Below are 20,137 nucleotides of genomic sequence, written 5' to 3' on the forward strand. Positions count from 1 at the left end.
CGGCTGGGGTCGCGGGTAACGGATTCCCGGTTTTTTCCGCTCGCTCCGTCATGGTGAAAATGTCTAAGTCATTGAATTTAAAGGATTTTCAAAAGTTGGCACGGCACCTGCTTTAGCATTCGAACAACAAGAACAATAACGCTGAACCAACACAACAAAAACAAGACGTAACGACTCCAACACAACAAAAACAACAGGGTGGGGGCGTAGCAAGCAGATTCTTTTGGAGAGGAGTTGCCCGATGGGGTTCTCCCTCGACCGGACCGAGAACAACAAAACTGCCCCGAGGCAGCTCCAGAACCGGTTGGACCCGCAAGGGTGGTGGCAATATCAGCGTCCAAAGGAATACGTTTGTTCTTCTGGTCCCGACTTGGGACTACTACCGGACTCTGGTCCGGGCGGGTTGCCAAAAACAACAACAAACCCGTCAGCACAACAAGAACAAAGCATGACCTATTCGAAGGGGGAGCCAATGGCTCCCCCTTGTGCTTTCTGGCTTTCCGAGCGTGCCCGCGCTTCTGCCGGGAAGCGGAGCCGTCCCGCCTACTGCCGCTCGCCCAGAATGATCCGCCACTCCTCCTCGCCGACCGGCATCACCGACAGCCGGCTGCCGCGCTGCACCAGCGGCAGGTTGTCCAGGCCGGGCAGGGTCTTGAGCCGGTCCAGGGAAATCAGCCGCGCCAGCTTGCGCTCGAAGACCATGTCCACCGCCTGCCAGCGCGGCTTGTCCGACGAACTCTTGGCGTCGAAGTAGGGCGACTCGGGATCGAACTGGGTCGGGTCGGTATAGGCCGTGCGCGCCACCCGCACCACGCCGGCGATGCCGATGTCCTTGCAGCTCGCGTGGTAGACGAACACCTCGTCGCCCTCGGCCATCGCCTTGAGGAAGTTGCGTGCCTGGTAGTTGCGCACCCCGTCCCAGCGGATCGGCGTTTGCGGAGCCTTGGCGAAGTCGTCGATGCCGCATTCGGCGGGTTCGGTTTTCACCAGCCATTTGGCCATGGGGGCGATCCTGTGCGGAGGGAGGCGGGCAATCATAATGCAGCCGGGCGGATATGCGCCTCGCCGGGCTGGACAAGCAGGCTCATCCCCCCTACAAAGACGGCCTCGCGCAGGCCGGTTGCCGGCTCATGCGCCTTGTTTTCAGCGAGAGGCAGGTGGACTTGTGAGAAAGAAGAAACCCGTGGACCCCGTTCGCCAGGCGAACAAGAACCGTGGCTACCGGATCGGCTGGCTGATCGCTCTGGCCGGCATCGTCTGCGGCTTCGCGCTGGTGGCCCTGAAACAGGGGTGAGACCAGCATCCGTGGCGACAGGGAGTCCTGCCGCCAGGGTTCCTCCCCCCAGGGTGGAAGTACCCCGCAGCGGTTTTCTGCCCTGCACCTCCAGGTGCGACCGGTGGACAAGGCTGCGCCGTAGTCCACCCAACGTCATCCGCCGGTCGGCTTCATTCTCCCCCCCAACCCCCGTTTGGCCGCGCCCTCATCGCCCACCCAATCCCGCGGGGCCGGTGCGATCCGCCGCAACATGCTGGACGGTAAACGCTACGTCAGCGTAGCGGGTGCGACTGACAGCTTTGCCAAGGGCTTCTGGAGGGGCTGGCCGCAAGTGCGGCGATCCTCCCTGGCAACCTACCGCTCTCGATACCCAGCGTTGAGCTGGTAACACGGCAGCAACGCACAAGGGCAGGACTTTGGACTAGCCTGTTGCGGGAAGCGGCTGCTGAGTGCATCCCGCGGATGCCTGAAACGGCCAGAGGATGACAATGAAACACTATTCAAAAGTTATCGGCGCAGCACTTACTTGCACGTGTCTGGTATTTCTGAGCGGCTGCAACGGCCTCAATAAAGAGTCTGAACTGCATGCCGACGCACTGCTGGCCGCGAAGATCGAGCAAGCCGAGTCCGAGAGTATGTATCAACGGGGGCTCGACTACCTGGAAGGACGTAATGGCTCCGAAAGATCAAGTGCCAAGGCGGTCCATTGGCTTGAACAAGCCGCCGACAGGGGGCATATCCAGGCGCAGATGGCTCTGGCCGAATTCTATCGACTTACAGACGGCAAACAATACGTCTACTGGATGCAAAGAGCCGCCGAGCGAGGCAGTACGGAGGCGCAACTGCTGTTGGCCCACGCCTACGGTAGGGGGGAAGTACTCAAGACGCCTAAATACGCAACTGCCTTTTACTGGTACAACAAGGCCGCGCTGAATGGGAATAAAAATGCGCTGTACTGGCTAGGATGGTCATACCTGAAGGGTGAGGGGATACCCGTAGATATCGAATTGGCGAAATACTGGTTCCGAAGATCTTCTGACCCAAGAGCGGCAAAGGAACTTGCCAAGCTTAAATAGGTACCAGCATGCCTACTTGAAGTTAAGCTCCAGTCTTCACTGAGGACTACCCCCCGTCATCCCGACTGGCGTGGGGTTGAAAACTCGCACAGCGATTTTCCACCGAGGTGCTTCAAATGACCTCGCAGGCCAGATCCCACCCGTACCCGGCAACGCCTGGGAACGGGCAGGACTCGCAGGCGCTTACTGCTGCGGGGCGGGACTGCTGTTTTCCGCGGCCGACCAGATGCGGTAGCGCACCTCCACGTCGGCCGGAGCGTAGATCACCAGCGGCAGCTTGCTGTTGTAGCGCACCAGCATGGGCTCGCCGCCCACCGGCACGAAGGCCTGTTTGCGGCTGCTGTCGGGGCAGGCCATCAGGGTGCTGATCGCCGGGCCAACCTTCTCCAGTTGGTAGTAGCCATAGCCCCAGCCTTCCACGGTTTTCTCCTGCCACTGCCCACCCAGGCGGCGCAGGTTGCAGTCCACCTCCATGGTCTTGCCGGCGATCAGCTCAACCTTGTGGTCGGCCTCGTTCGGCCGGGCCGGCAGGTCGATCACATGGCGCTGGAAGCCTGCGGCCGCCGCCGGATAGGGCTTGAGCGCCTCGGGCGTGGCGGCGCAGGCCGCGAGGGGCAGGGTGCAGGCGAGGGCGATAAGGGGGAGTTTGCGATGCTTCATGGGGAATCCTTGCTGAGAGGCCTTGTGGGCCGTCCGTTGGGGTATGCCGCCTTGTCGGCGAGGCAGCAGAGACCATTGTGGATAGGGCAAGTTCCGGGCGTTGGCAAGCAGTCGCATTCGGTGCGCGGGCCGTCCCTGCACGTCAGGACGGCACCAGGCGTGCGCTCTGCCCCCTTTCCGATTCGGCTGGAAACGGTAGATTATCGTCGGCACCCGCAACCACCGCGAGAGGAACCACCATGCCGACCTACGACTACCGCTGCGAAGCCAACGGCCAGGTGTACGAAGTTCACCATCCGATGGCCCTGAGCCCGAAGACCTGGGGCGAACTGCGCGCCGCCTGCACCCTGGCCGAAGACCCGGCGATCCCCGACGACGCCCCGGTGACCAAACTGCTCGGCACCTCCGCCGTGGTCAACAGCCGCGCCCTGAAGAACCCCGAAGCCCCGGCCTGCGCCCGCGGCGGCTGCGCCGGCAATTGCGTCTGAACAGGTCGCCGTAGCTCGCCGGGCCTATTCCGTAGGGTGGAAGATCCGCGCAGCGATCTTCCAGCGAAGATCTTCAGGACTCCGCCTGCTTCGCCGCTCTCTGGCCGCCGGGCGTGCTTCCAATGTCCCCATGCCCGGGTTGGGCTATGATGCGCGCCCCCACGCTCCGCTTGGAACATCAGGCCATCATGTCCGGCAATATCCTCTATAACGACTTGTCCGGTTATTACGACCTGATGTGCGCCGATATCGACTACCTGGCGCAAAGCCACTGCGCTCACCGATTGCAGCAGTTGTTCGGCAATGGCGGGCGCCGGCATCTCGATCTGGCCTGCGGAACCGGGCCGCATGTCCGCCACTGCATCGACGCTGGCTATGCGAGCAGTGGCCTCGACATCAACCAGCCGATGCTGGACCGCGCCGCGGTGCGTTGCCCGGAGGCGCACTTCTCCCGCCAGGACATGTGCGCCTTCACGGCGGACGAGCCGCAGGATCTGATCACCTGCTTCCTCTACTCGATCCATTACAGCGGCGGACTCGACCGGCTGCAGGCCTGCATCGCCACCGCGCATCGCGCACTGGCCAGCAACGGGCTGTTCTGCTTCAACGCGGTCGACAAGGGCAGGATCGACAACGCTTCATTCGTGAGCCACACCGCACGGCACGCGGACGGCCTGTTCAGCTTCAGCTCCGGCTGGAACTACCCCGGCCAGGGCGAGCAGCAGTCGCTCAAGCTGTGTATCGAGCGCAGCGTGGCGGGCGAGACTCAGGTGTGGCACGACGAGCACCCGATGGTCGCGGTGAGCTTCGACGAGTTGCAGACGCTGCTGCAACCGTACTTCGAGGTGCATGTGCTCGAGCATGATTACGAGAAGCTGATTCCCTGGAACGGAACCTCCGGGAATGCCCTGTTTGCCTGTGTGAAGCGCTGAGCCCTTCCAGGCGCCTGATCGTTCCCACGCTCCTGCGTGGGAATGCATCCCCCGACGCTCTGCGTCAGCTCAGCTCCAGGGTAGATCGCGCCGAATCCCGCCTCACACTGATCGTTCCCACACTCCTGCGTGGGAACGCATCCCTCGACGCTCCGCGTCAGCTCAGATCCAGCGGTCGATACCGATCAGTCCAGGCTGTCCCTGATAGTCCCGAGCACTGGAGTAGCGCCAGTGCTCGGGCTGATCCACATAACCGCGCCGCACCGGATTCTGGTGGATGTAATCCAGTTTCTGGCGCATGACGTCCTCACTGCAGACCAGCTCGGCATGGCTGCCTTCCTGCCAGAGCTGGAATTCCCGGTCTTGTTTGTGCGCCCGCTTGCTGAAGCGCAGCCGCTGCAGGGCCGACTCCGCGCCGCATTGCTCCAGGTGATCGAGCATCCGGCGGGCGCTGTAGGACTTGAAGCTGCTGACGCATCGGGCCAGATCGGGTGCCTGTGCCAGGTAGTGGAGGTGGTTTTCCATCACCACGTAGCCGTACAGCCTGAGTCCCTGACGAGCCTGCTGATAACGCCAGCAGTCGAGCAAAATGTCGACCAGTGCGGGGCGGCTGAACAGCGGTAGCCACTCCATCACCGTATAGGTGAGGAAGTGCGGTTGCGTAGGAACGGTAATGACGTAGCGGCTGCGGCCCATGGGATTCGTCCGTGAATCGGTTGGCGGGTTGCGCGGGGATGCCTCCTTGGCTGACTGATGGCTCCCACGCTCTGCGTGGGAGCCTAGCCCGTGACGCTCTGCGTCGCTACGGGGTTGGGGTGTATGCAGGGCTTCAGGTGGACGCGGAGCGTCAAGAGATGCGTTCCCACGCAGAGCGTGGGAACGATCAACTTAGGTTGTTATCTTCCAGAGGATTAAGCCGGCTATCATGCTTACTAGGAATCCTACAATAACAACCCAAAGAATGTTGTTTAGTAATTTCGAGTTTCTTTCGAATGAGATTTTTCTTTTTCCAAAGAGGAAAAGGTTTTTAGGGAACGCTAGGTCTATTATTTTATCGGTGACTCCGGATAGAGAGATTATCACTAGTGCGATTATTGCTATCAAGCCGCCGGAGCGCTTTAGGGAAGGGCTTGAGCTGGCTCTATCATTTATCAGGAAGTCAAGCTTGTCCAGTTCGCTGCTTGAGGTTAATGCCTGGCTAATCTCTTCTGGGTTGTTTGCTAGGCTTGCGTTGGTTGAGCTGTATATGGTGAATGAAAGTATTGCTAGGATGGCGACCATAAATATAATTAGTGAGCCATTGCTAGCCGCTTTTCTTTTTAGTAAAACCTCGTTTTGCATGTATTCACGAAGGTCGCTGAATAGTAAAAACACGCTATCTCTATCGTCGCCTGAGATTAGTAGCTCGACGCCGCTTTTTGAGAACTCAAGCCTGAGTTCGAATGATTCTATTTTTTGGCAGAGTACCTCAAGCCTTGTGATTGATCTCCAGTCGTCGTTGTCTTCATTTAAAACGTCCTGGATATTTTCTGTTGTATATGAGTAGGAGTCTCCTCGATATACTCTGTATTCTGGGTTTTGTGGGGGCGACAGTTTTTCGAGGCGAGTACGAACTAATTCGTGAATTTTTCTGAGGTTTTCTTCTGTTAGAAGAAAGGCTTTTTCAAATTTGTGTTCTACAAATGCTGGCATTATCTTGTTCCCTTTGCATAAAGCCCCGCGCACGGCGGGGCTTTAGTCCTTCTGCGCTTAGCCTAAATAGAGTCTCGGGCTAAGCGCATTGCTTCTTTGTGGTCCAGGCCGGAATCAATCCCAGGCCAGCGCCCCACCCGTCTGATACTCGGTCACACGGGTCTCGAAGAAGTTCTTCTCCTTCTTCAGGTCCATGATTTCCGACATCCACGGGAACGGGTTGGTGGTGCCCGGGTATTCTTCCTTCAGGCCGATCTGGGTCAGGCGGCGGTTGGCGATGAACTTGAGGTAGTCCTCCATCATCGCCGCGTTCATGCCCAGCACGCCGCGCGGCATGGTGTCGCGCGCGTATTCGATCTCGAGCTGGGTGCCCTGCAGGATCATCTGGGTGGCTTCGTCCTTCAGTTCGGCATCCCACAGGTGCGGGTTTTCGATCTTGATCTGGTTGATCACGTCGATGCCGAAGTTCAGATGCATGGATTCGTCGCGCAGGATGTATTGGAACTGCTCGGCGACGCCGGTCATCTTGTTGCGGCGGCCCATGGAGAGGATCTGGGTGAAGCCGCAGTAGAAGAAGATGCCTTCCAGCACGCAGTAGTAGGCGATCAGGTTGCGCAGCAGCTCCTTGTCGGTCTCGACGGTGCCGGTGTCGAACTCGGGATCGGAGATGGCGCGGGTGTACTTGAGGCCCCAGGCGGCTTTCTTCGCCACCGACGGCACCTCGTGGTACATGTTGAAGATTTCGCCTTCATCCATGCCCAGCGACTCGATGCAGTACTGGTAGGCGTGGGTGTGGATCGCTTCCTCGAAGGCCTGGCGCAGGATGTACTGGCGGCACTCGGGGTTGGTGATCAGGCGGTACACGGCCAGCGCCAGGTTGTTGGCGACCAGCGAGTCGGCGGTGGAGAAGAAGCCGAGGTTGCGCATGACGATGCGGCGCTCGTCCTCGGTCAGGCCGTCCTGGCTCTTCCACAGGGCGATGTCCGCGTTCATGTTGACCTCTTGCGGCATCCAGTGGTTGGCGCAGCCGTCGAGGTACTTCTGCCAGGCCCAGTCGTACTTGAACGGCACGAGCTGGTTGAGGTCGGCGCGGCAGTTGATCATGCGCTTGGCGTCGACGGTGACGCGGGCGCCTTCGCCTTCCAGCTCGGCCAGGCCTTCGGCGATGTCGAGCTGGTCGAGGGCGGCCTTGGCGCGGGCCACGGCGGCGGAGTCGTCGGCGGACACGGCGCGGGCGTCGTGCACGGCGGCCTCGGCGGCGTTGTCGAGCTTGTCCGGGGCGGCGTTGGCGGCAGCCTTGGCCGCGGCCGGCTTGGCTACGGTTTCTTCTTCGGTATCGAATTCATCCCAGCTCAGCATGATGCTTCTCCTGCCTGGTTGAGCGGGCCGACGCTGATCGGCCTGTATGGATAGACAGTAAATTGATTCTATGACGTTGCGGCGTGTGCGCAAGACGAAAAACGGGGCCGTTGGTCTGGGGAGGGCCTGGCCTGGTTGACCCCTCTCCCTGGCCCTCGCCGCAGAGGCGAGGAGGAGTAATCACTACTTGAACGCGAGCGGGCTGTGCCCTCTCCCCCGGCCCCTCTCCCGCGGGCGGGAGAGGGGAGGGTTCGCGCCTTACTGGCAGGCTTCGCAGTCCGGGTTGTCGATGCTGCAGGCTTGCGGGACCGGAGCCGGCTTGGGCTCGGCAGCCGAGAGGCTTTCGTCGATCACCGAGGACACGGCGTTGAGCTTGCCGGTGTTGATGGTCGACTTCTCGGTGCTGGTCGCGGCCAGGGCGCGGAGGTAGTAGGTGGTCTTCAGACCGCGGTACCAGGCCATGCGGTAGGTCACGTCGAGCTTCTTGCCCGAGGCGCCGGCGATGTACAGGTTGAGCGACTGGGCCTGGTCGATCCACTTCTGGCGGCGGCTGGCGGCCTCGACGATCCAGCGGGTCTCCACTTCGAAGGCGGTGGCGTACAGGTCCTTGAGGTCCTGCGGAATACGCTCGATCTGCTGCACGGAGCCGTCGTAGTACTTGAGGTCGTTGACCATCACCGGGTCCCACAGGCCGCGGGCCTTGAGGTCGTGGACCAGGTAGGGGTTGATCACGGTGAACTCGCCGGACAGGTTCGACTTCACGTACAGGTTCTGGTAGGTCGGCTCGATCGACTGCGACACGCCAACGATGTTGGAGATGGTCGCGGTCGGCGCGATGGCCATGATGTTCGAGTTGCGGATGCCTTTCTGCACACGGGCACGCAGCGGCGCCCAGTCCAGCGACTCGCTCAGGTCGACGTCGATGTACTTCTGGCCGCGGGCCTCGATGAGGATCTGCTGGGAGTCCAGCGGCAGGATGCCCTTGGACCACAGCGAGCCGTCGAAGCTGGAGTAGGCGCCGCGCTCGTCGGCCAGGTCGCAGGAGGCCTGGATCGCGTAGTAGCTGATGGCTTCCATCGACTGGTCGGCGAAGGCCACGGCAGCGTCGGAGCCGTAGGCGATGTGCTGCAGGTACAGCGCATCCTGGAAGCCCATGATGCCGAGGCCGACCGGACGGTGCTTGAAGTTGGCGTTCTGCGCCTGCGGCACCGAGTAGTAGTTGATGTCGATGACGTTATCGAGCATGCGCACGGCGGTCTTCACGGTGCGGGCCAGCTTGGAGCTGTCCAGCTTGCCGTCGACGATGTGGTTGACCAGGTTGACCGAGCCCAGGTTGCAGACGGCGATCTCGTCCTTGTTGGTGTTCAGGGTGATCTCGGTGCACAGGTTGGAGCTGTGCACGACGCCGACGTGCTGCTGCGGGCTGCGCAGGTTGCACGGGTCCTTGAAGGTCAGCCACGGGTGGCCGGTCTCGAACAGCATGGACAGCATCTTGCGCCACAGGTCCTTGGCGGCGATGGTCTTGTGCAGCTTGAGCTTGCCGTAGCCGGCCATGGCTTCGTAGTACTCGTAGCGCTCTTCGAAGGCCTTGCCGGTCAGGTCGTGCAGGTCGGGGACGTCGGACGGCGAGAACAGGGTCCACTGGCCGTCGTCGAACACGCGCTTCATGAACAGGTCGGGAATCCAGTTCGCGGTGTTCATGTCGTGGGTGCGGCGACGGTCGTCACCGGTGTTCTTGCGCAGCTCGAGGAATTCCTCGATGTCCAGGTGCCAGGTTTCCAGGTAGGCGCAGACCGCGCCCTTGCGCTTGCCGCCCTGGTTGACCGCGACGGCGGTGTCGTTGACCACCTTGAGGAAGGGCACGACGCCCTGGCTCTTGCCGTTGGTGCCCTTGATGTAGGAGCCCAGCGCGCGCACCGGAGTCCAGTCGTTGCCCAGACCGCCGGCAAACTTGGACAACAGGGCGTTGTCGCGGATGGCGTCGTAGATGCCGCCCAGGTCGTCCGGCACGGTGGTCAGGTAGCAGCTGGACAGCTGCGGGCGCAGGGTGCCGGCGTTGAACAGGGTCGGGGTCGACGCCATGTAGTCGAAGCTGGACAGCAGGTTGTAGAACTCGATGGCGCGGGCTTCGCGATCCTTTTCTTCGATGGCCAGGCCCATGGCCACGCGCATGAAGAACACCTGCGGCAGTTCGAAGCGGATGTCGTTCTTGTGGATGAAGTAGCGGTCGTACAGGGTCTGCAGGCCGAGGTAGGTGAACTGCTGGTCGCGCTCGTGATCCAGCGCGGCGCCCAGCTTGGCCAGGTCGTAGTCGCGCAGCTTGGGATCAAGCAGTTCGAACTCGATGCCCTTGTCGATGTACACCGGCAGGGCCTTGGCGTACAGCTCGGCCATCTCGTGGTGGGTGGCGCGCTCGGCGACGCCGAGGAAGCCCAGCGCTTCGGCGCGCAGGGTGTCCATCAGCAGGCGGGCGGTGACGTAGGAGTAGTTCGGCTCGCGCTCGACCAGGGTGCGCGCGGTCATCACCAGGGCGGTGTTGACGTCCTGCTCGGAGACGCCGTCGTAGAGGTTCTTCAGGGTCTCGCGCTGGATCAGCGCGCCGTCCACTTCGGCCAGGCCTTCGCAGGCCTCGGCGATGATGGTCTGCAGGCGGCCGAGGTCGAGCGGGATCTTCTCGCCGTTGGCCAGGCTGATGCGGATGCTCGGGTGCGGCTGGGCCACTTCGCTGCCGGCGCTGCGCTTGCGCTCCTGGGCGCGGGCTTCGCGGTAGATCACGTAGTCGCGGGCGACCTTCTGCTCGCCGGCGCGCATCAGGGACAGTTCGACCTGGTCCTGGATTTCCTCGATGTGGATGGTGCCACCGGAGGGCATGCGACGCTTGAAGGTGGCGGTGACCTGCTCGGTCAGGCGCGCGACGGTGTCGTGGATGCGCGACGAGGCGGCGGCGTTGCCGCCTTCCACGGCGAGGAACGCCTTGGTGATGGCCACGGTGATCTTGTCGTCGGTGTAGGGCACGACGGTACCGTTGCGCTTGATCACGCGCAGCTGGCCGGGGGCGGTGGCCGCCAGATCCTGGCTGGCCGTCGGGTTCTCGCGGGTGGTGTCGGTATGCATCGGAGTCTCCACGATTTCGTATGTTCAGTTTGAGCACCTGGGGTGCCCGCCGTTCGAAAAGAGCGCCCGTCACGCGTCAGCGCGCACGGGTGAAGCGGAACAGGGCGGGCGGCACGTAGCAGGCGCCGGTATGGCCCATGATCAACAGGTGCGATTGCAGCGTGTTGACCAAACACAATATGTGGTGGTGGGCATGCATCTGGCATGCCACCTCCAAACGTCCCTGGCCGATGCCTGCATCGGTGGGCATGCACGCCGCGCGCGGGGCGGCGACGTGCGGAAAAGCGTTGGCGGACAACCACCCTGGCGGCCCTGGCGGGACCTGTGACCGGCTAGGCCGATACAATGTGGTTGTCGTCACAAAACCCAATATCTAGTGGGTCCCTGCGAATTGGCTACAAGATAGTGCGCTTGCGGCCCATATGCAAATGACCTTCTGTGGATAACGCTGTGGGTAAGGTGTGGGTGGCTTGTGGGCTTCCTTGCTGGCCCTGATGCTAGCTGCAGTCTTGCTGCGTCTATGCCATTCGTCGCCTGTGCGGAGCCACTTTGCGCGGCGCTCGGGGCGTCGAAGGGCGCGCAAACTAACACAATATCTTGTGCCTTGGCAGGCTTGGAAAAACGCGCCGAGTGTGCGAGGCGGGTCAGTCGACGGGGATCGCCACCAGGCTCAGCAGGCGTTCCTCGTGGAGGGCGAACTGGCCCTCCAGGCAGCGGCCGAGGCGCCATTCGGCGCTCAGATCCTCGCGCAGTTGCAGGCGTACCCGGCCGTTGCCGGCCTGTTCGACCAGCGCGGCGGCGTGGAAGTAGAAGCGCCGCTGGACCAGCGGGTAGAGCGCCTTGAACAGGCTCTCCTTGAGCGAGAAGCACAGGGTCAGGTAGGGCGCGCGCTGGTCGCCGGGCAGCTGGCGGAAGTGCTGCAGCTCGGCGGGAGTGAGGATCTGTTCGGCGAGGCGTGCGGCGCGCTCGGCGCTCAGCAGGGTTTCGGCATCCAGGCCCAGGCCGCGCCAGGCGTCGCTGGGGCCGACCAGGGCGGCGGCCCAGCCGTGGCTGTGGGTGATGCTGCCGGTGCTGCCGGCAGGCCAGCAGGGGGCGTTGTCTTCGCCACGGGGCGGGAAGCTGGCGGTGCCGCTGAGCTGGCGCAGGGCGCTGGCGGCGCACAGGCGCCCGGCGAGGAACTCGCTCTGCCGCTTGGCGGCGGCGGTGGCGATGCCGGGTGGCGGCGTCAGCCGACTGCGGGCGAAATCGTCGGTGGCGAGCTGCGCGGGATCGAAACGGCAGCTGTGCAGGATCAGGCCGGGCAGCGCCTGCGGCAGCGGCCAGTCGGTCTGGAGGGCGCTGCAGCAGGCGGGCAGGGTGGGGGTCGGCGCGGACATGCGGGCAGTATGGCGCAGCGCGGCGTGGATCAGTAGATGACCTTGTCGCGCAGCTTCTCGGCGGCCTGCTGCAGGGCGAGGATGACCCGCTCCTTGTCGTAGTTCTGGATGCTGTTGGTGTCCATGTACATGGAGAAGCCCGGCAGCTCGTGCTCGAGGAAGCTGGCGGCGGCGCCGAGGTCGCGGCGGAAGTCGACCACCTGGTAGATCTGTACCGGACGGGAGAAGCCCTTGACGCTGATCTGGCCCTTGTCGCGGCACATGATCACGTCCTTGATCATCGAGTAGGTCTCGTGGGAGATGAGGATCTCGCCGGATTCGGAGGCGCTTTCCAGGCGGCTGGCGAGGTTCACCTCGCGGCCGATGATGGTGTAGTCCATGCGCGTGTCGGCGCCGAAGTTGCCCACGGTGCAGTAGCCGGTATTGATGCCCATGCGGATTTCCAGCGGCTTGGTGATGCCCTGGCTGCGCCACTGCTGGCGCAGGACCTTCATGTGCTTGCGCATGGCGATGGCCATGGACACCGCGGCCACGGCGTCCTTCTTGGCGCCCTGGGTGGTGGGGTCGCCGAAGAAGATCATCACCGCGTCGCCGATGAACTTGTCGATGGTGCCGCCGTACTTGAGGGCGATCTTCGACATCTCGTTGAGGTAGGTGTTGAGGACGTCGGTCAGCGCCTCGGCTTCCAGTTCCTCGGACAGTTCGGTGAAGCCCTTGATGTCGGAGAAGAACACCGTGAGCTTCTTGCGCTGGGTTTCCAGGCGCACGCTCTTCTTGCCGCTGAAGATCGATTCCCAGACCTGCGGCGACAGGTACTTGGCCAGGCTGCTGGCCAGGCGTGCGGCCTTTTCCTGCTCCTTCTTGACCTCCTCGCGGGCCACGTCCAGGCGGATGGCCTGCTGGTGAACGAGGAAGGCGGCGATGCACAGATAGAGGAGGGTGAACAGGATGCTCACTGCGGAGACCAGCGCCGGGGTGGCCAGCTTGAGTGCAGGGTCGATCGCCACGAAGCTGAGCACCGCACCGATCAGGCTGCCGAGCAGGGCGAGGGTGAGCGAGCGCAGGCCGCCGAGGATCAGCGCGCTGAAGCTCAGGGTCAGGACGAACATCAGGCTCGGCACCAGCGAGAGGCCGAGCAGGATCATGCCGACGCCGGCATGCACGGCGTCGATCAGCAGCAGGGCCCGATCGGTCTGCTGCGGATGGCTGAGCTTGAAGCGTTGGCTCAGGTGGTGGGCCAGGTGCGGGTAGAGCAGGGTGTAGGGCACCAGCCAGAGGATGTCGTAGCCGAAGTGTTGGCTGTAGGTGCCGGCGGCGATGCTGGCGGCAGCGGCCAGGTAGGCCAGGGTACGGGACTGGTATTCGCGCAAACGAGGGTCCGGCAGTCGCATGGCCGAACGCTCGCGGGTCAAGAATTTCATCTGGTCGGGGACTTCCCTGACAGGTGCCGGCACCTCTGCTGGGTGCTACAGGCTGGACAAGCCACGGGCAATGCGTGGCGGACGGGCGATCTTAGCCGAGGCGCTGGCGAGACGCAAAGTGCGCCTTCGGCAGTTGCCTTTGCTGTCGCAGAATGCCCGTCAGTGGCGCCAGAATCCGGGGGTCAGCACCACCAGGATGGTGATGATTTCCAGGCGGCCGAGCAGCATGCCGACCGACAGCAGCCACTTGGCGGCGTCGGGCAGGCTGGCGAAGTTGCCGGCCGGGCCGATGATCGGACCGAGTCCCGGGCCGACGTTGCACACCGCGGTGGCGGCGCCGGTCAGTGCGGTGACCCAGTCGAGGCCGAGCAGGGCCAGGCCGAGGGCGATCACGCCGATGGTGATGGTGAAGAAGAAGGAGAAGGTGACCAGCGAGCGGACGATGTCCTCGTCGATCTGGTGGTTGTTGTACTGCTGCTTGATCACCGCGCGCGGGTGGATCATCTGCTGCAGGTTGGCCTTGAGCATCACGTAGGCGACCTGGAAGCGGAAGATCTTCAGGCCGCCGGCGGTGGAGCCCGAGCAGCCGCCGACGAAGGTCAGGTAGAAGAACAGCAGCACGGCGAAGCCGCCCCACTGGCTGTAGTCGCCGAGGGCGTAGCCGCTGGTGGTGACCACCGAGGTGACGTTGACCGCGACGATGCGCACCGCGTCCAGCCAGGCATTGTCCGAGTTGAACCACAGCCAGGTGCCGAACAGCAGCCAGGTCAGCAGCAGGAAGCCGACGAAGCCGCGCACCTGCTGGTCGCGCAGCAGGGCCTTGCGATGGCCGCGCAGGAAGGCGACGTAGAGGGTGAAGGGCAGGCCGCCAAGCAGCATGAACACCACGGCGACCCAGTGCACGGCCGGTTGGCTCCAGTTCGCCAGCGAGTTGTCGGAGGTGGAGTAGCCGCCGGTGGAGATGGTGGTCATCGCATGGTTGATCGCCTCGAACGGGCTCATGCCCGCCCACCAGTAGGCGAGGGTGCACAGCAGCGACAGGCCGAGGTAAACGAACAGGATCGATTTGGCCACCATGTGCGAGCGCGGCATGACCTTCTCCGACCAGTCGGAGGATTCGGTCTGGAACAGGCGCATGCCGCCGACGCGCAGCAGCGGCAGCACGGCCACGGCCATGCCGATGAAGCCCAGTCCGCCCAGCCATTGCAGCATGGAGCGCCAGATCAGCAGGGCCGGCGAGGCGTTGTCGAGGCCGGTGAGGATGGTCGAGCCGGTGGTGGTGATGCCCGACATGGTCTCGAAGAAGGCGTCGGTGTAGCTGATGTGCTGGATGAACACCATCGGCAGGGCGGCGAAGATGCACACCACCACCCAGCTCGAGGTGGTCAGCATGTACATGTCGCGCGGACGCAGCTGGACATTCTTCGGCTGGCCGGGCAGCACCATGGCCAGTCCGCAGCCGAAGGTGATCAGGGTCGGCCAGAGGAAGTCCGAGAGGCCCTCGGGCGTGCCCATGCTCAGCAGGGTGATGATCGGGATGACCATGCTGACGCCCAGGGTGATCAGGAAGATGCCGAGAATGAAGGCGATCATGCGCAGGGTCGGCAGGGCCATGGTGGTGCGCTCTCAGGCTCGAAAGGGCGGCATTCTGCGCGCCTGCGCAGGCGCTGTAAACGGCGGAAAAAATTTCTGCCGGACGGCCTTTCCAGCGCGATTGGCCACTCGCTAGAATCCGCGGCTCCCGCCGGCAGTCGCCGGTTTCCGCGGTATTGCACCGATGTCCGACAATAATCCCTGCCTTGCGTGCGGCGCCTGCTGCGCGCACTTTCGTGTGTCCTTCTACTGGGGCGAATGCCAGTCGGCCGGCGGCCTGGTGCCGGACGAGTTGGTCGAGCAGATCACGCCGCATCACGCGGCCATGCGCGGCACCACCAGCAAGCCGTCACGCTGCGTGAGCCTGCTGGGCGAGGTCGGTTGTGGCGTGCGCTGCACTATCTACGAGCAGCGCTCCTCCCCCTGTCGCGAGTTCGAGGCCTCCTGGGAACATGGCGAGCACAACCCGCGCTGCGACGCAGCCCGCGCCGCCCATGGCCTGCCGCCGCTGACCCCGCCGCTGGAGCCGGATCTGGCCCCGGACCGCGTGGCCTGAGGGTAGAATCCCGGCACTGTCTTTCTACTGGAGAAACCCCATGGAGGCTCTCGAAGCCCTGCTCAACCGTGTCTCGGTGGCACGTCTGGACGAGCCGGCGCCGACCCCGGCGCAGCGCGAGCTGCTGTTTCGCGCCGCGCTGCGCGCACCGGATCATGGCCAGCTGCGCCCCTGGCGCTTTCTCACGGTGGAAGGAGCTGCTCGCGAGCAGCTCGGCGAGTTGTTCGTCCGCGCCCAGCTGGCGCGCGACCCCGCGGCGCCGGCCGCGGCGCTCGACAAGGCCCGGGCCATGCCGCTGCGCGCGCCGCTGCTGGTGGTGGCCATCGCCTGTCTCAAGGTGCATCCCAAGGTGCCGGAGTCGGAGCAACTGCTGGCCGCCGGTTGTGCGGTCCACGGCCTGCTGCTGGCGGCGCATGTCCAGGGCATCGGCGCCGTCTGGCGCACCGGCGAGCTGGCCTACGACGCCACGGTGCACGCCGGGCTGAACCTGGCGGACAGCGAGCGGATCATCGGCTTCATCTATCTGGGCACGCCGGCGGGCGAGCTGCGCAAGCCGCAGCCGCTGCAGCCGGCGGACTTCGTCGCGGCCTGGCCGTCAGGCCTCGGCGCCGAGGTTGAGAGGTAGCTCCAGGCGGGCGACGAAGCCGCCCTGCGGGTGGTTGGCCAGCACCAGCTGGCCGCCATGGCGCTGGGCGGCGCGGCGGGCGATGGCCAGGCCGAGGCCGTGTCCCGCGCTGGCCTGGCCGGGGGCGCGGAAGAACGGCTCGCCGAGCTGGGCCAGATGCTCGGCCGCGGCGCCGGGGCCGTGGTCGCGGACCTCGATCAGCAGCTGCTCGCCGTCGCGGCGGGCGCTGACTTCCAGCGGCTGCCCGGCCGGATTGAAGCGCAGGGCGTTGCGCAGCAGGTTGTCCAGCGCGCGCTCGAGCAGGTCCGGCCAGCCCTGCAGCTGCAGGTCGGCGGGCACCTCGACGCGCAGTTCCTGCTGCGGCGCCAGCAGGCGCGCATCGTCGCGCAGCTTTTCCAGCAGCGCCGCCAGGTTGACCGGCTGGCGCTGGCTGCTCTCGGCATCCACGCGGGCCAGGACCAGAATCTCGCTGATCAGCGCTTCCAGGCGGTCGCACTCCTGCACCAGGCGTGGCCACAGGCGCGCGCGTTCGGCGTCGCTGGCGCGCTCGGCCAGGGCCAGGGCGATGCGCAGGCGGGCCAGCGGCGAGCGCAGTTCGTGGGAGACGTCGCGCAGCAGCTGGCGCTGGCTGCCGATCAGGTCCTGCAGGCGCGCGCCCATGCGGTTGAAGTCGCGGGCCAGGGTGCCCAGCTCGTCGCGCCGGGACGCCAGGCGAGCCAGGCTGTGCTGCTGGTAGGTGGTCCGGCCGAGATCGTGCACCGCCCCGCGCAGGCGGTTGAGCGGGCGGGTGATCGACAGGGTCAGCAGCACGCTGAGCAGGGTCAGCACCACCACGGCGATGACCAGCGCGCTGAGTGGCCAGAGCAGGCTGTCGCGGTGCCAGGTGGCCAGCTCGGGATGCGGGATGCGGTAGATGAACAGGTAGGTCTGCTCGCTCTGCGGACTGGTGTAGTCCTCGGTCAGGCGTCGCCAGGGCAGGCGCTGCGGGTTGTGCTGGCGCGCTTCGAAGGCGGCGGCGCGGCGTGGGAAGGTGCCGCGCACCAGCAGCTGGCCGGTTTCGTCGAGTACCTGGATGTCCACGCGATGGCGATGCCGGTGGCGTTCGAGGAACTCCTGGGCGGCCTCCGGCCCCTGCTGCTCGAAGCGCAGGCTCCATTCGGCGGCCACGCCGCGAATGCCGGGGTGCTGGGCGAGGATCCAGGCGTCCTGGTTGAGGGCGCGGCCGAGCAGCAGCGACAGGCCGGCGACCAGGGCGATGGCCAGCCAGAAGGTGGCGAAGATGCGCCAGAACAGGGTGCGCATGCGCGGGTCCGTTATCGAGGTGGAATGAAAAACGGGGGCATCCTGGCGGATGCCCCCGTTGGGTCTTACTGGGCCTTCTTGTCGCGCTCGGCCTTCCAGGCTTCGAACTCGGCGCGTTCGGCGCGGCGCGCCTCACGCTCTTTCTGCATCTCGTCGTAGCGCTTCTGCTGCTCGGGCGTCAGTGCGTCGCGAATGATCTTGGCAGCCTTGTCGCGGTTGTCCTGCAGCTCCTTCTGCATGGCGGCCTTTTCAGCGGCCGGCAGCTTTTCGAGGTAGCGCTGGGTGATCTCGTGCTTGCTCTTCACCTGCTCGCGCATCTGGCTGCGGATCTGCTGGCGCTGCTCGGCGCTGAGGTCCAGGCCCTTCATCATCATGTGGCCGCCGTGGTGGTAGCCGTCGCCACGCATGTGGCGCGGCCCCATGTCGTCAGAACCGGGAGCGGCGATGGCCAGGGTCGGCAGGGCGGCGGCGAGGAGCAGGGCGGAGAGGGTCTTGCGCATGGTCTGATTCCTTCTCGATGGCGGCGTGGTCGCCGGATGAGTTCAGTCTAGGGGGCGCAAGGTCAGCCGCGGTCAGTCATGGGTAAAGGGAGGGTAAAGACGCTCAGGGTGCGTAGTAGTAGCCGCGCCCGCGGCTGGCGAGGATGCGCGGGCGGCCGTCGGCATGCGGGCCGAGCTTCTTGCGCAGGTTGCTGACGTGCATGTCCAGGCTGCGGTCGTAGAGGGTCAGCTTGCGGCCGAGGGCGAGCAGGGCGAGGGCCTGCTTGTCCAGCGGCTCGCCGGGCTGCTTGAGCAGGGCTTCGAGGATGTGGCTTTCCGAGACGGTCAGGGTGATTTCCTGCTCGCCGAGCATCGCCACCCCGCGGTTCGGGCTGTAGCTGAGGTCGCCCAGCTCCAGGCGGGTATTGCCGGCGGTGTCGGCGCTGCCGCCGCTCTGCGTGCGGCGCAGCACGGCACGCAGGCGTGCGGTCAGCTCGCGGGGGTCGCAGGGCTTGGCCAGGTAGTCGTCGGCGCCCAGCTCCAGGCCGAGGATGCGGTCCAGCGGCTCGCCGCGGGCCGACAGCATCAGCACCGGCAGCTGCGGGTATTCGCCGCGCAGCTGCTTGAGCAGCTCCAGGCCGCTGCCGTCGGGCAGCATGACGTCGAGTACCACGGCATCCGGCGTGCGCTCGGCGAGGGCGTCGCGGGCATGGCTGCCATCGTGGCAGGCGCGCACCTGGAAGCCTTCCTGGCCGAGCCAGGCGGCCAGCAGGTCGGTGAGCTCGCGGTCGTCGTCGATCAGCAGCAGTTCACTCATCACGTTCTCGGGGCGGTGCAGCATGAGGTACGGGGCGCGCTCGGCCGGCCGCTCAGGGCAGGGTCTGGCGGAACGGCTTGACCACCACCTCGGCGTAGACCCCGGCGGCGCAGAAGGGGTCGGCGTCGGCCCAGGCGCGGGCGGCTTCCAGCGAGTCGAATTCGGCGACGATCAGGCTGCCGGTGAAGCCGGCCGGGCCCGGGTCGTTGCTGTCGATGGCCGGGTGCGGGCCGGCGAGGACCAGGCGGCCGGCGTCCTTGAGGGCGTTGAGACGCTCGAGATGGGCCGGGCGGTTGGCCAGGCGGGCGTCGAGGGAGTTGGCGGCGTCGCTGGCGATGATGGCGTAGAGCATGTCAGTCCTTGGAGGCGGATTGTGCGCGGACGGTATCGTGCATGTGGCGGGGATTGGCGGGGTGAAGTCGATGAATTGTTTCACGGCACACGCCACGGGCAGGATGAGGGGGCATAATAACAGACCACCCAAGACGGAAAAGCATCGCCCATGTACGTTGATCTGCACTGCCACAGTACCGCCTCCGACGGCATGCTCACGCCTGCCGGGGTGGTGGCGCGGGCGCACGAGCACGGCGTGGGGGTACTGGCGCTGACCGATCACGATACCCTCGACGGGCTGCCCGAGGCGCGCGCCTGTGCCGCAGCGCTGGGCATCGAACTGGTCGACGGCATCGAGCTGTCCTGCACCTGGGCGGGGGCGACCATCCATGTCCTCGGCTACGCCTTCGCGCCCGACGCGCCGGCCCTGCAGCGGGCCATCGCGGCGCTGCACGAGGGGCGCTGGGCGCGCTCCGAGGAGATCGACCGGCGCCTGGCGGCCAAGGGCATGCCCGGCTGCCTGGACGGGGCGCGGGCGGTGCAGCAGGAGCGCGGCGAGAGCGGCAATGCGCCGTCGCGGCCGCACTTCGCCGAGTTCATGGTGCGCGCCGGCTTCGTCAAGGATCACGCCCAGGCGTTCCAGCGCTGGCTGGGCGCCGGCAAGCTGGGCGACGTCAAGCAGCACTGGCCGACGCTGGAGAGCACCCTGGAAACCCTGCGTGACTCCGGCGCCTCGATCAGTCTGGCGCATCCGTGCCATTACGACTTTACTCGAACGAAAAGACGCAAGTTGGTGGCGGCCTTCGTCGAGGGGGGCGGGCATGCGCTGGAAGTGTCCAACGGCCCGCAGGTGGACAGTCAGGTCGGCATGCTGGCCAATCTCGCCCGCGAATTCGGTCTGCTGGCCAGCGCCGGCAGCGACTTTCACGGGCCGCGGCAGTGGTCCGAGCTGGGCAGCTACCGGGCGCCGCCTGACGATGTGGCGCTGCTCTGGCGGCGTCTGACGCGACAGGAACATCCGATTGCTTAAGGAACAGC

At 64.9% G+C, this 20,137-nt stretch carries 20 protein-coding genes; 6 read left to right on the forward strand and 14 right to left on the reverse strand.

The window, feature by feature from the left end; translation table 11 throughout:
• Positions 1–543: 543 nt before the first annotated feature.
• Complete coding sequence (locus tag BM297_RS14840; protein ID WP_092432868.1) at positions 544–1,002, reverse strand: EVE domain-containing protein; 459 nt, start codon at positions 1,000–1,002, stop codon at positions 544–546.
• A 762-nt stretch (positions 1,003–1,764) separates the two neighbouring features.
• Between BM297_RS14840 and BM297_RS14845 the strand changes: the two genes are divergently transcribed.
• Positions 1,765–2,352, forward strand: coding sequence for a tetratricopeptide repeat protein (locus BM297_RS14845; RefSeq protein WP_175526661.1), 588 nt, complete (start codon positions 1,765–1,767; stop codon positions 2,350–2,352).
• A 183-nt stretch (positions 2,353–2,535) separates the two neighbouring features.
• On the opposite strand, the gene eco is transcribed toward BM297_RS14845, so the two are convergent.
• Positions 2,536–3,012, reverse strand: coding sequence for a serine protease inhibitor ecotin (eco, locus tag BM297_RS14850; protein WP_092432871.1), 477 nt, complete (start codon positions 3,010–3,012; stop codon positions 2,536–2,538).
• 239 nt (positions 3,013–3,251) lie between these two features.
• Between eco and BM297_RS14855 the strand changes: the two genes are divergently transcribed.
• Both BM297_RS14855 and BM297_RS14860 read left to right on the forward strand, forming a co-directional pair.
• Positions 3,252–3,500, forward strand: a complete 249-nt coding sequence (locus BM297_RS14855; RefSeq protein WP_090313379.1) for an FmdB family zinc ribbon protein — start codon at positions 3,252–3,254, stop codon at positions 3,498–3,500.
• 188 nt (positions 3,501–3,688) lie between these two features.
• The gene (locus BM297_RS14860) at positions 3,689–4,432 is read left to right on the forward strand and encodes a class I SAM-dependent DNA methyltransferase (protein WP_175526665.1); all 744 of its coding nucleotides are present in this window, start codon (positions 3,689–3,691) and stop codon (positions 4,430–4,432) included.
• A gap of 162 nt (positions 4,433–4,594) precedes the next feature.
• On the opposite strand, the gene BM297_RS14865 is transcribed toward BM297_RS14860, so the two are convergent.
• The 8 genes from BM297_RS14865 to BM297_RS14890 form a co-directional block, all read right to left on the reverse strand.
• Positions 4,595–5,128: an REP-associated tyrosine transposase gene (locus BM297_RS14865; protein WP_092432874.1), complete on the reverse strand. Its 534-nt coding sequence runs from the start codon at positions 5,126–5,128 to the stop codon at positions 4,595–4,597.
• A gap of 192 nt (positions 5,129–5,320) precedes the next feature.
• Positions 5,321–6,124: a hypothetical protein gene (locus BM297_RS21620; protein ID WP_139231068.1), complete on the reverse strand. Its 804-nt coding sequence runs from the start codon at positions 6,122–6,124 to the stop codon at positions 5,321–5,323.
• 114 nt (positions 6,125–6,238) lie between these two features.
• Positions 6,239–7,483 (reverse strand): ribonucleotide-diphosphate reductase subunit beta, encoded by a 1,245-nt coding sequence (locus tag BM297_RS14870; protein ID WP_092432876.1) that lies wholly within the window; start codon positions 7,481–7,483, stop codon positions 6,239–6,241.
• Positions 7,484–7,741: 258 nt separating this feature from the next.
• Positions 7,742–10,597: a ribonucleoside-diphosphate reductase subunit alpha gene (locus tag BM297_RS14875; RefSeq protein ID WP_092432877.1), complete on the reverse strand. Its 2,856-nt coding sequence runs from the start codon at positions 10,595–10,597 to the stop codon at positions 7,742–7,744.
• A 76-nt stretch (positions 10,598–10,673) separates the two neighbouring features.
• Entirely contained in the window at positions 10,674–10,847 is a 174-nt protein-coding gene (locus tag BM297_RS21880) for a hypothetical protein (protein ID WP_175526662.1), read from the reverse strand.
• Positions 10,848–11,241: 394 nt separating this feature from the next.
• Positions 11,242–11,973: a 4'-phosphopantetheinyl transferase family protein gene (locus tag BM297_RS14880; RefSeq protein ID WP_092432880.1), complete on the reverse strand. Its 732-nt coding sequence runs from the start codon at positions 11,971–11,973 to the stop codon at positions 11,242–11,244.
• 29 nt (positions 11,974–12,002) lie between these two features.
• Positions 12,003–13,394 carry an adenylate/guanylate cyclase domain-containing protein gene (locus BM297_RS14885; protein WP_092432882.1) on the reverse strand — a complete coding sequence of 464 codons (1,392 nt, stop codon included), beginning with the start codon at positions 13,392–13,394 and terminating at the stop codon, positions 12,003–12,005.
• A gap of 159 nt (positions 13,395–13,553) precedes the next feature.
• A complete protein-coding gene (locus BM297_RS14890; protein WP_092432883.1) occupies positions 13,554–15,008 on the reverse strand; it encodes a TrkH family potassium uptake protein in 1,455 nt (484 codons plus the stop codon).
• A 163-nt stretch (positions 15,009–15,171) separates the two neighbouring features.
• Here BM297_RS14890 and BM297_RS14895 point away from each other — a divergent pair, with 163 nt between their 5' ends.
• Positions 15,172–15,543: a YkgJ family cysteine cluster protein gene (locus BM297_RS14895; RefSeq protein ID WP_092432884.1), complete on the forward strand. Its 372-nt coding sequence runs from the start codon at positions 15,172–15,174 to the stop codon at positions 15,541–15,543.
• 40 nt (positions 15,544–15,583) lie between these two features.
• The gene (locus tag BM297_RS14900) at positions 15,584–16,168 is read left to right on the forward strand and encodes a nitroreductase family protein (RefSeq protein ID WP_092432886.1); all 585 of its coding nucleotides are present in this window, start codon (positions 15,584–15,586) and stop codon (positions 16,166–16,168) included.
• Here BM297_RS14900 and BM297_RS14905 read toward each other — a convergent pair.
• From BM297_RS14905 to BM297_RS14920, 4 genes are all read right to left on the reverse strand, one after another.
• Positions 16,139–17,470, reverse strand: coding sequence for a sensor histidine kinase (locus BM297_RS14905; RefSeq protein WP_092432888.1), 1,332 nt, complete (start codon positions 17,468–17,470; stop codon positions 16,139–16,141). The two genes, BM297_RS14900 and BM297_RS14905, sit on opposite strands and share 30 nt — an antisense overlap.
• Before the next feature lie 65 nt (positions 17,471–17,535).
• Positions 17,536–17,970, reverse strand: coding sequence for a Spy/CpxP family protein refolding chaperone (locus BM297_RS14910; RefSeq protein ID WP_092432889.1), 435 nt, complete (start codon positions 17,968–17,970; stop codon positions 17,536–17,538).
• A gap of 103 nt (positions 17,971–18,073) precedes the next feature.
• A complete protein-coding gene (locus BM297_RS14915) occupies positions 18,074–18,766 on the reverse strand; it encodes a response regulator transcription factor (protein ID WP_092433041.1) in 693 nt (230 codons plus the stop codon).
• 52 nt (positions 18,767–18,818) lie between these two features.
• A complete protein-coding gene (locus tag BM297_RS14920; RefSeq protein ID WP_092432891.1) occupies positions 18,819–19,118 on the reverse strand; it encodes a YciI family protein in 300 nt (99 codons plus the stop codon).
• A 150-nt stretch (positions 19,119–19,268) separates the two neighbouring features.
• Between BM297_RS14920 and BM297_RS14925 the strand changes: the two genes are divergently transcribed.
• On the forward strand, positions 19,269–20,129 hold the full coding sequence (locus tag BM297_RS14925) for a PHP domain-containing protein (protein WP_092432892.1): 861 nt from the start codon (positions 19,269–19,271) through the stop codon (positions 20,127–20,129).
• Positions 20,130–20,137 lie beyond the last annotated feature (8 nt).

The sequence above is a fragment of the Geopseudomonas sagittaria genome (assembly GCF_900115715.1).
GTDB classification, from domain to species: Bacteria; Pseudomonadota; Gammaproteobacteria; order Pseudomonadales; family Pseudomonadaceae; genus Geopseudomonas; species Geopseudomonas sagittaria.